Source organism: Roseivirga sp. UBA838, from assembly GCF_002296035.1.
GTDB classification, from domain to species: domain Bacteria; phylum Bacteroidota; class Bacteroidia; order Cytophagales; family Cyclobacteriaceae; genus Roseivirga; species Roseivirga thermotolerans.
In genome coordinates, this window is the sequence record NZ_DBHC01000034.1 from 88,996 (window position 1) to 99,294 (window position 10,299).

At 44.9% G+C, this 10,299-nt stretch carries 10 protein-coding genes; 5 read left to right on the forward strand and 5 right to left on the reverse strand.

The genetic code is table 11. The annotated features are described in order from the left end of the window. Positions 1-58: 58 nt before the first annotated feature. Entirely contained in the window at positions 59-511 is a 453-nt protein-coding gene (locus B3O12_RS12155; protein ID WP_189628305.1) for an Lrp/AsnC family transcriptional regulator, read from the forward strand. A 50-nt stretch (positions 512-561) separates the two neighbouring features. Here B3O12_RS12155 and B3O12_RS12160 read toward each other — a convergent pair whose 3' ends face one another. Further along, positions 562-1,872 (reverse strand): hypothetical protein, encoded by a 1,311-nt coding sequence (locus B3O12_RS12160; protein ID WP_286756469.1) that lies wholly within the window; start codon positions 1,870-1,872, stop codon positions 562-564. Between the two features lie 252 nt (positions 1,873-2,124). Between B3O12_RS12160 and B3O12_RS12165 the strand changes: the two genes are divergently transcribed. After that, entirely contained in the window at positions 2,125-2,862 is a 738-nt protein-coding gene (locus B3O12_RS12165; RefSeq protein ID WP_286756470.1) for a hypothetical protein, read from the forward strand. On the opposite strand, the gene B3O12_RS12170 is transcribed toward B3O12_RS12165, so the two are convergent. From B3O12_RS12170 to fabG, 4 genes are all read right to left on the reverse strand, one after another. Further along, a complete protein-coding gene (locus tag B3O12_RS12170) occupies positions 2,813-3,226 on the reverse strand; it encodes a DoxX family protein (RefSeq protein ID WP_286756471.1) in 414 nt (137 codons plus the stop codon). The two genes, B3O12_RS12165 and B3O12_RS12170, sit on opposite strands and share 50 nt — an antisense overlap. Positions 3,227-3,262: 36 nt before the next feature. Continuing rightward, complete coding sequence (locus B3O12_RS12175) at positions 3,263-4,075, reverse strand: tetratricopeptide repeat protein (protein WP_286747162.1); 813 nt, start codon at positions 4,073-4,075, stop codon at positions 3,263-3,265. Between the two features lie 80 nt (positions 4,076-4,155). After that, positions 4,156-6,243, reverse strand: coding sequence for a hypothetical protein (locus B3O12_RS12180; RefSeq protein ID WP_286756473.1), 2,088 nt, complete (start codon positions 6,241-6,243; stop codon positions 4,156-4,158). Positions 6,244-6,349: 106 nt separating this feature from the next. Further along, positions 6,350-7,096, reverse strand: a complete 747-nt coding sequence (gene fabG / locus B3O12_RS12185; protein WP_286756474.1) for a 3-oxoacyl-[acyl-carrier-protein] reductase — start codon at positions 7,094-7,096, stop codon at positions 6,350-6,352. Positions 7,097-7,249: 153 nt separating this feature from the next. Here fabG and lpdA point away from each other — a divergent pair, with 153 nt between their 5' ends. Genes lpdA through B3O12_RS12200 form a run of 3 tightly spaced genes read left to right on the forward strand, consistent with a single transcriptional unit; the run spans position 7,250 to position 10,032 of the window. Further along, complete coding sequence (gene lpdA, locus B3O12_RS12190) at positions 7,250-8,644, forward strand: dihydrolipoyl dehydrogenase (RefSeq protein WP_189628298.1); 1,395 nt, start codon at positions 7,250-7,252, stop codon at positions 8,642-8,644. 33 nt (positions 8,645-8,677) lie between these two features. Beyond that, on the forward strand, positions 8,678-9,205 hold the full coding sequence (locus tag B3O12_RS12195) for an RNA polymerase sigma factor (protein ID WP_189628297.1): 528 nt from the start codon (positions 8,678-8,680) through the stop codon (positions 9,203-9,205). A 2-nt stretch (positions 9,206-9,207) separates the two neighbouring features. Beyond that, on the forward strand, positions 9,208-10,032 hold the full coding sequence (locus tag B3O12_RS12200; RefSeq protein WP_286756475.1) for an anti-sigma factor: 825 nt from the start codon (positions 9,208-9,210) through the stop codon (positions 10,030-10,032). The last annotated feature ends 267 nt before the right edge of the window (positions 10,033-10,299 follow it).

Sequence of the window (10,299 nt, forward strand, 5' to 3'; positions counted from 1 at the left end):
TAAGAAATATTTACTTGATGAGGCTTGGAATAGGTGCCTCAAAAGAAAAAAAATCTTTATGGATGCTATCGATAGGGAAATATTAAAGGCGTTGCAACTTAACGCCAAGCTTACCAACAAGGAGCTGGCTGCACGCTTGGGGCTCACCATTACTCCTGTTCATGAGCGAATCAAAAAATTGGAAAGAGAAGGTTTTATTTCTCATTACTCGGCCATTTTGAACAGTCGGAAAGTGGGACTAGGGCTTGAGGTTTTCTGTAGTGTTTCGCTCAAAGATCATCAAAAGGAATTCATTGAGCAGTTTGAAAAGGATGTGATGGCTCTGGAAGAGGTTATAGAGTGTTACCATATTGGTGGGCGTTTCGATTATCTGCTTAAAGTGGCGGTACATAACATGGAAGCCTACAGAAGTTTTGTTTCACAAAAACTGGCCGAACTCGATAACATAGGCAATGTTCAGAGTTCTTTTGTTATGTCTGAGGTGAAAAAATCGAATAAGCTTCCACTCTAATCTTAATTAGAACCCTGACAAAGCGAGCATGGTGAGGCATTGGCCCTTGGCTACCAATTGCTTTTTGGTGTAGGGTCATAGCGATGCCAGGGCACCTCATTGACCCAGTTGAACCCACGGTTGGTTAAATAGAACCGTGAGAGATCGTAGGTTTTAAGCTGTAAAAACAAGCTGTCTTGCTCCAGAACACCGCGTATCTGCAAGCCATCGTTGAGCTTTTCATAGCGCAGCGGATAGTCTTTGCGCAGCGAGTCGGCTCCAATAGAAATGGTAATGGTTTGGGTGGTAGTGTCTATGGCCGAGCTGTAGAAGCGGGTTCTGTCGTCCATATACATTACCATGGTATTCTGCGGGCTTTCAAAGATCATTCGCTGCCAACGCTCATCATCGGTAAGAAGTGGAGGTATGGTGTCGCCATTCTTAACAAAGGTAATTACATCGTAAAGTCCGTATAGGGCCGATTTAGGCCTGAGTTCTCCGTATTGCGACCTCCCGGAAATCCCCGCTTCAATTCGCTCATAATAGATGTAGCCAATAAAGAGCACCTGAACAATGAGTAGCCCCAATTGTTTCTGAGCCGACTTAAAGAAAGGAGGCCAGGGTGTAACAGCTTGAGGCTTTTGCCAAATGAATACGCCCAAAATGGCTTTATAATCTATAAGAGCGATATAAAGCCCCATGAGCATTAGCTGGGCAGAAAAAAGCTTTACCGGCACATCATAGGCCATGTTGAGCATAAACACATTGAACATTACGCCAAAGGTTACCAGTCCGCCCAAGGTTCGGGTGCGTCTAAAGATTAGTAAGGTGCCGGCTATAACCTCGCTCAGCCCTGCATATACCGAGTAGGTTTTGGAGGCCCCCATGAAGGTCCATAAAAGCCCCATGGGAGATGACTGACCATAGGTGCGCAGCAATCTGTCAATTCTCAATTCGGGCATTTGCAGATAAAACACCTTAATGAATCCGTAAATGGCCATAAAATAGACTAAATAATAGACCACCACCATTACAAACACCCTCCAAAGACGGTAGTAGTTCTTTCTGTTCCTATCGGCAAGGCTCCATACAAGGGTGCCCACAATAGCCAATAATAGAAAAAGGCCGTATTGAATCCAGTTTTCGGTTCTGTCTCCGCTGCCGGGGCTGCCATCGGGTAGGCCTTCCATGCCTAGCAAGGAGGTAGCCACCTGTTCGGCACACCAGGTCCAGAAGTCTGAAAAGGCCTGTGCGAGTGTAAACTCATTGAAAAAGCCCAGTATAGCAGAAAAGGGAAAGGGCAGAATAAAGAGCAAAAAGAAGATAAAAGTAAACCTAAAGCTTACTTTTTGGATGGGAGACCAGGCCTGAGGAAGGTACATAAGCTATTCGTTAAAAAAGGTAATGGATTTGCCTACTTAGATCATCTGAACGTAGCCCCATTGTACCTGCCGCTAGCCGCAAATAGCCAATGGCGAAGACACCAATGTGGGTCAGGCATGAAAGTCTACCACAGAAGACTTAACTAAGTTACCAAAAGGTGAAAATAAAAATACCTAATCCTCTAATTGACCGAAACACAAAAAAAGCAAGTTTCCAATATGTTTGTTAGCTTTAGTTAACCACAACCACCCATGAAAAAGGAAAGCAGCTTTAAGAAGTTTCGTTATTTTTTGGCCGAACTACTTATACTAATAATTGGCATAACGGTCTCGTTTGCACTCAATGAATTTAGAGTAAACAAGCAGGAGCAACGGCAACAAAAAGACTTGCTTAAGAGCTTTAAGGCCAATTTGGTAGTAGATAGTACCATTCTGCACCAAGGCATTAAGCAGTTGGAAGGTCAGCTGAAAAATGCTCAAAAGCTGCTCGTTAATACCCCTGCAGAATATTCCGACTCCACGGTGGTATGGGTGGTTTCTTTGCTCAACTACGTACCGTTCAGCAGTAACGACATTACCTATCAGGAAATGAAGAGTGTGGGTTCTACACGAATCATCGGCAACGACTCCCTAACCACTAAGATTATCGGCTTATATGAAAATGGTTTTGAGTTGGTAAATACCTGGACTGACATAGACTCTGAGCATGTGAGGCTAAAGATGATTTCGTATGTAGAAGAACAGTTTCCCTTTGTCTTAGGCTTTCAGTACGGGCGTGCAGCAGCAAGCACTCAAAGAGAGTTTCTTCGGGCAGTGCAGGCCGATAAGTTCAAACATCTGATACAGTTTGGGGCATCTTACAAGGCCAGTACCAAATACAGCTTTGAGCAGGTGCTCGAAGATATTCGTGAAACCCTGGCCCTGATTGACGAAGAACTGGCTATTTCCCAAAAATCTTCTGATCCAGAGAGTACTTCCCGGGGCCTGTAATGAGAATGGTTAGAAAGGAAAGTAGGTAAAAGACCGCTTTCTCCTGAGAGCTAAACGGGTCATCGGCATGAGCCACTTGCCAGGCCACCAGCATGGTAACGATTAGCGGAATTGTCGCTAGCCGTGTAGTTAGGCCGAGTATCACCAAAACGGAGCATACAAATTCGGCAAAGGCGGCCAAAATTAAAGAAGCCTCCACGCCTATGCCTAGCGGGTCTCCAAAGCGAAAATCTCCATTAATTACACGTTCAAACTTACCCCATCCGTGGGTAATCATCATGGCCGAAGCACCCACTCTAAAGAGGAGTAGACCAATGTTTATTGAGGCAGAGTGTTTGCCGGTTCTGAGTAGTCTTTTGAGCATATCTCGCTTTTTTTTCGAGAATAGCCCATCCGGACATTATTTGCAATACTCATTTATATATTCGGTAGCCAGCGGGTCTTTTAGCTCATCGCCCATCTTAAAGTCTTCACAGGCTCCTGTCAAACCATACTTTTTCGACTGATATTTGGCCATACCTCTTCGTGTGTAGGCCTCGGCATATTTTGGGTTAAGTTCAATGGCTTTATTAAAAGTTTCTATGGCAGCTTCGTAATTTTCATAGACAAAAAATACCATGGCTTTATTAAAATAGGGTATGGGCAAGGTTGGGTCCAGCCGAATGGCACGGTCAAAATCTACAATGGCAGCACTGCCTGCAGAACCTCGGGCATAGGCAGCTCCCCGGCTAATAATGGCCTGTACGTTTTGTGGATCCTCATCAATTACCCTGGTTAAATCGGCAATGGCGCTACGGTTTTTACCCAACTTTACATACGAGCGCCCTCTCAACTCCAGGGCCTCCATATTGTTCGGATCTCCTTTAAGCAAGGTGTTCATATCGAATACTACATACTCATATTTCTCCATTTCAAACAGGCATCTGGAACGGCCAAGCATACTCAGGCGGGTGTTTTTCTGACGATTCACCAGAAGTGTGTAATCGTCATAGGCTTCATCGTACAGGCCTAATTTTTCTTTGGCAGTGGCACGGTTAAAGATCGAAAAAGCATCTTCCGGCTCAAGCCTTATCACCCGATCATAAGTTGCAACGGCTGCTTCGTACATTCCTTGTTGAAGGTACTCATCTGCTTCTTCTCTCGTAGCCGACATATCGCAGGAGAGGGTGATCAACAAAAGAGTTAGGTAAGTAACTAATGATTTAGTGCGCATATACAAATAAACTAAAACATTAGTTTTTTCAATAAAAAAATCAAGAAAAAATTGACATTGGCAGGTGTGGGCGGTGGGACTTAATAGCTGCCGTGATATTTACGGGTAAACCATTCCAGCGAAAATAGGGCAAGCAGCAGGTATAGCCACCACGGGTTGTTAATGATTGGGTTGAGCTTTTCGTTAGCCCTCGATATTGGCCGCGCATCGAGTTCATCGATCTGCCGCAGGGCATCTTCGTAGTTCGCCAGCAGATAAAACCGGCCTCCCGAATTTTTGGCAATATTCCTTAGTAGCTGATGATTGGCCGTTAGGTCTATATCTTCCAACTGCAGGGCCTGCACGGAAAAAGTGCCCTCGGCTGTTTCTCGCTTGCCGGCCAGACTGGTGTTGGCCGTATAGCGATATACGCCCGGCTCCAGCCCTCTTATTTTAAAATTTTCGGTTGGGGAGTTCACAAAATTATACTCTTCCGTTTCGCCTGCCGCATTGGTTAGTTGCAGGTCTATGCTGTAGTCATACACCTTTTCATACAGCTGATTATATACTTCTGTATTGAACTCAATCACTTCCGTGTTGAAGTAGCTCTCTTGGGTGGTGTTAATGCGAAAGTTGCGTTTATCGTCCTTAGTGGCTAAAAACTGAATCAACTTTCCAAACAATTCATCAAACAACTTACTCTCTTCGAACTGACCGTTTTCCTGAAGACGCCACTTCCAAAAGCCCGCCCCCGAAAAAACGGCCGACTTGGTATCGTCTCCATTGAGCACAGTAAGCAATGGGCGGCTGGTTTGCGCACTGCCAACTTTCTGGTAGAGATAAACACTTGCATTGGCTTTTATTTCAAAATTGCCATATGGAGCTCTCACAGGTGGATAGTTACCGGCACGGTAGAGCAGTTCCTGGTTTATGTTAAAAAGTTCAAAATTGGGGTTAAAGTTAGGCGATACAGCGTCTGACTGACCGAAGTTGTTATAGGCCAATACCGGATTGAGTGCATTCACCGTGTTAAGGTCTTCAACTCCGGTAATATAAAAGGTATTGGTTTGGCTTATCCAGGCACTCAACCAATTGGGCATATCAGTTATTTGGGGCAGTTGGTGTAAAACAATCAGGTCGTACGGCCCTTCGGGAGTTTCTTGTGCTATTCCCTCAATAAAAATATCAACCTCAACCCCCTCTTTGCTTTCTATAACCGCTCGCAGTGCTTTGATATCGGGGTGCGGTGCGGCAGCCGCAATTAAAATGCGTTGTTCACTGTCAACCACTTCAATAAATGCTGTGCGAGAATTGTTACTCACTGAGCTTTCATTTGCCTTGGGGCGTACAGAAACCCTGTAGCTTTCAATGCCCAATGTTTCGGCATCTAGTAAAAATGAAACAGTATTAATCTCCCGATCGCCTCTTATAGTTACCGATTTACTTTCTACCACCTGCTCATTGCGCAACACATCAACAAAAACCTCCTCACCCACATAGCCATTGTTGTATAGATCCACCTCTAAGGGGAAGCGGTTGCCCTGGTAGGCTATTTTGTTATAGTTGAGTCGCTTGATGCTCAAATCCTGCTCAGGAATGGTATCGCCAAGGGCCAGGCTAAACACAGGGTAATTGAGGGTAAGAAACTGAGGAGAACTGCCATAGTTGTGTATACCATCACTTACCAATACTGTGGCCGTAAGGTTCTGTTGTTCAAAGTCTTGTCTTATTCCTTGCAGTACTCCATGCAGGTTGGTGGATTCTGCCGAAAAGGAAAGCTCTTCTATGCCACCTAAGTAGCCGTTTAAGCCCCTAAGCCGAACATCATAGTCACTTTGGTTTAGGGTGTTAAACAAAGATTCTATCTGGTTTCTTATGCTTGTAAAATCGGTCGAATCATAAGCGTCTTTTATGGAGGCAGAATCATCGATGGCCACAACTACAATTGGCATTTCTTCCAGATAGGTTACCTGATTGAGCAGGGGCCCCAGAAGAAAAAAGCAGATTAAAGCCACGGCAGCCGCTCTAAGAATCAAGAGTGCGTAGTTAATACTCCTGCTCCAGGGGCTTTTTTTGGAATAAAGGATAAAGCCATAGCTAAACCCCGCTATCAGACAAAGCGGAATGAACCATGGAGAAGCGTCTGTCTGTAAGGTGACTTTACTCAGAAATAGCAGAAGACTACGCAATGGCTTTTAGTATGGAATGAAAATCGGTTGATGCCATAATAACGCATTCGAGCGAAATTTGGTCATCAACCGATGATGAAAATTGCAATGATTTGATAAGCGGTGCTTAGGTGAGCATACCTCCGTCAACCACCAATGTCTGGCCGGTTACATATGCCGATAGATCAGAAGCCAGGTATAGACAAGCATTAGCCACATCTTCCGGACTACCACCTCGCTTAAGAGGAATGGCATCTCTCCAGCCCTGAACAGTTTTTTCGTCAAGTGCGTCAGTCATTTCTGTTTCTATGAAACCCGGGGCCACAGCATTGGAGCGTACTCCTCTGGAACCGAGCTCAAGTGCAACCGATTTGGTAAAACCTATAATTCCTGCTTTGGAAGCCGCATAGTTAGCCTGTCCGGCATTGCCCTTTATGCCCACCACAGAAGTGATATTAATAATAGAACCACCCCTTTGTTTCATTAGTGTTCGGGTAGCTGCTTTAACCGTATTGAAGCAAGATTTTAGGTTCACGTTCATTACCTCGTCCCACATCTCTTCGGTCATTCGCATCAACAGGTTATCTCTGGTAATTCCCGCATTGTTCACAATTACATCGAGGCTGCCAAATTCAGCTACAATATCATTCACCAGTTGCTCTGCAGCAGCAAACTCCGCGGCATTCGATCGGAAGCCCTTAATCTTGGTGCCAAAAGCAGCAAGCTCTTGTTCAAGTGCCTGTCCTTTTTCTACGCTAGATAAGTAGGTAAAAGCCACATTGGCGCCTTCCTGAGCAAATTTTGTAGCAATGGCTTTCCCAATGCCTTTCGATGCTCCGGTTACCAGAGCCGTTTTTCCAGTTAATAAACCCATAGTGTATTTGTTATCAATTTTTTTTCAAAAAATGTTCTTGTCAGTTTAGAGTTTCAAATAAAGCCAAAAGCCTTTACTCCTCCAATTTCCTGGTTTTGATGTGACTGGATTTGGATTAACTTTGCCCTTCCCAAAAACAGGTAAAGTAAAATTATGGCAACAAAGTACGACTTAATAGTTATTGGAAGTGGACCGGGCGGTTATGTGGCAGCAATCAGAGCCTCACAACTCGGCATGAAAGTAGGTGTGGTAGAAAAAGCAGAACTGGGCGGAATTTGTTTGAACTGGGGCTGTATTCCCACAAAAGCACTGCTCAAAAGTGCTCAGGTATTCGAATATATTCAGCATGCCAGCGACTACGGAATTAAGGTAGATAAAGCCTCTGCCGATTTTGGAGCCATGGTGCAAAGAAGTCGTGATGTTGCCAATGGTATGAGCAAAGGGATCAACTTCCTTTTCAAGAAAAATAAAATTGATCATATAGTAGGTTTCGGAAAGCTCAAAGCCGGAAAGAAAGTAGAAGTAACAGCCGAAGACGGGTCTAAGACTGACTACTCTGCCGAGCATATAATTGTAGCCACCGGAGGCCGTGCAAGAGAATTGCCCCACATGCCAATCGATGGCAAGAAAATTATTGGCTACCGTCAGGCTATGTCTTTAGAAAAACAGCCAAAATCTATGGTGGTAGTTGGTTCAGGAGCTATTGGGGTAGAGTTTGCCTACTTCTATAACTCCATTGGCACTGAAGTAACCATTGTTGAGTATATGGATCGAATTGTTCCGGTAGAAGATGAAGAAGTATCGAAACAACTCGAAAGAACCTATAAAAAGGCAGGCATGAAGATCATGACCAATGCCGAAGTAACGGCCGTAGATACCAAAGGAAAAACTTGCAAAGTTTCGGTGAAAACCAAGAAAGGTGACGAGACTCTTGAGTGCGATGTGGTACTTTCAGCCGTAGGTATAAGCACAAATATTGAAGGCATTGGTCTGGAAGATGTAGGTGTGGCTACCGATAAAGGTAAAATTCTGGTAGACGACTATTACAAAACCAACATTCCCGGAGTATATGCCATTGGCGATGTAGTGCATGGGCCAGCTCTGGCACACGTAGCTTCGGCCGAAGGAATTATTTGTGTCGAAAAAATTGCCGGTCAACACGTAGAACCTTTGGATTACAACAACATTCCGGGTTGTACATATTGCCAGCCCGAAATTGCCTCTGTAGGCTATACTGAAAAAGCAGCTAAGGAAGCCGGTTATGAAGTGAAAGTGGGCAAATTCCCATTCTCTGCTTCAGGTAAGGCCAAGGCAGGAGGAGTGCCCGATGGTTTTGTAAAAGTGATTTTCGATGCCAAATACGGTGAGTGGCTGGGTGCCCACATGATTGGCGCCAACGTAACCGAAATGATTGCCGAAGTGGTAGCTGCCAGAAAGCTGGAAACTACAGGTCATGAGATCATTAAATCGGTACACCCTCACCCAACCATGTCTGAGGCTGTTATGGAAGCCACCGCAGCAGCTTATGACGAAGTAATTCACCTTTAATTCATGAAGTAAATCAAAGCCACTCCCCAACATATGGAAGAAAGTGAACTGGTGCTTCGGCTGAAGGATCGGGACAAAAATGCCATGGCTTATCTTTATGATAAGTACAGCGCAGCACTTTTGGGGGTGGCTTCAAGAATTATAAAAGATGATGACATCTCTGAAGAAGTTCTTCAGGATGTCTTCATGAAAATTTGGAATAAAATCGATCAGTACGATGCTTCCAGAGGCAGGTTCTTTACCTGGATGATGAACCTTACCCGGAATGCCGCTATCGATAAACTGCGGTCGAAAGAAATTTCCAGGTCGTCTAAAACCGACTCAATGGATGACTACGTATATAGAGTCGACAGCCGCAACAGCACCGAAATGCACACCGATGGAATAGGGGTGCGTGCCTTATTAAACGACTTGGTAGAAGAACAGAAGTTCATTCTGGAGAAGGTATATTTCGAAGGGTTCACTCACACAGAAATTGCTGAAGAATATGACATACCTTTAGGTACTGTTAAATCCAGGCTGCGCTCTGCCCTAAAACATATGAGAAAAAAGCTGGCTTAGCCGTGAATATAGAAGAATACATATCGTCAGGAATACTTGAGGCCTATGCGCTCAACGAGCTCTCTGCAGAGGAAATGAGAGAAGTGGAGGCTGTTATGGCCAAGTATCCGGAAGTGAAAGCCGAGCTCAATGCTATTGAGAAGGCTTTTGAAGATATGGCTATGGCTACTCAGGTGGCTCCCAAACCTGAAATGAAAAAGGCTATTCTCGATAAAATCGATGAGCAGACTGCGCCTTCTGCAGAACAACCGACAACCCGGCAGGATACTCCAAAAGTAGTTTCCTTACCAGCCTCCCAGGGCTGGAAGTATGCAGTAGCAGCTTCGCTTGTGTTGGCTTTGGTAAGCGGTTATCTGGCCATCGACTACCGCAGCAAGTGGAAGTCGAGCAGCCAGGCCTATGCACAATTACTGGCCAGTAACTCGCAGATGGCCGAACAGTACAATCAGGTCAATCAAAAGCTCGATCAGCTGGAGACAGATTTCGGAATTTTGAGCAATCCCAACTTCAGAAGAATTGGTATGGCAGGCACTGACAATGCCAAAGAGGCTTATGCCGATGTATACTGGAACGAAACCACTGAAGAGCTCTATCTGAATATAGTCAACCTGCAAGAGTTGGCTGCCGACAAGCAGTATCAACTCTGGGCTATAGTAGACGGTCAGCCGGTAGATGCCGGGGTGTTCGATTGGAATGCTGAGGGCTTGGTGAAAATGAAGCGCATTGCTCAATCGGCTGCTTTTGCCGTAACGGTAGAGCCCAAGGGAGGGAGCGAAAGTCCTTCGTTGGAAACCATGCAGGTATTGGGCAATGTAAAGAAGTCTTAGGTAGCTTTAGCCATCTCCACCCATTTTAAAGCTTTTCCTGTTTTATCCATCTTCCAGAAAAAGTGATTCGTCAACCCGTGGGAGTCGTTTAGAGCTAAAGAGGAACGAGACAGAGTTTCCTCATGCAGTACCTTACCACATACATTGGAGTCTTCACCAAATGGCTTACTTCAACTGCAGTTTGTAGCGGATTGAGCATGCAGGCTAAATAGGTAGAGATGTTATTAAAAAAACCTGAGTTCGATGTACGAAAAGAACGTCATGCCG

What these genes read in the sequence shown, in the direction of transcription:
- B3O12_RS12155 (WP_189628305.1), top strand. Translation starts at nt 59, where the DNA reads ATGGATGCTATCGATAGGGAAATATTAAAGGCGTTGCAACTTAACGCC.
- fabG (WP_286756474.1), bottom strand. Translation starts at nt 7,096, where the DNA reads ATGGGTTTATTAACTGGAAAAACGGCTCTGGTAACCGGAGCATCGAAA.
- B3O12_RS12170 (WP_286756471.1), bottom strand. Translation starts at nt 3,226, where the DNA reads ATGCTCAAAAGACTACTCAGAACCGGCAAACACTCTGCCTCAATAAAC.
- B3O12_RS12175 (WP_286747162.1), bottom strand. Translation starts at nt 4,075, where the DNA reads ATGCGCACTAAATCATTAGTTACTTACCTAACTCTTTTGTTGATCACC.
- lpdA (WP_189628298.1), top strand. Translation starts at nt 7,250, where the DNA reads ATGGCAACAAAGTACGACTTAATAGTTATTGGAAGTGGACCGGGCGGT.
- B3O12_RS12160 (WP_286756469.1), bottom strand. Translation starts at nt 1,872, where the DNA reads ATGTACCTTCCTCAGGCCTGGTCTCCCATCCAAAAAGTAAGCTTTAGG.
- B3O12_RS12165 (WP_286756470.1), top strand. Translation starts at nt 2,125, where the DNA reads ATGAAAAAGGAAAGCAGCTTTAAGAAGTTTCGTTATTTTTTGGCCGAA.
- B3O12_RS12195 (WP_189628297.1), top strand. Translation starts at nt 8,678, where the DNA reads ATGGAAGAAAGTGAACTGGTGCTTCGGCTGAAGGATCGGGACAAAAAT.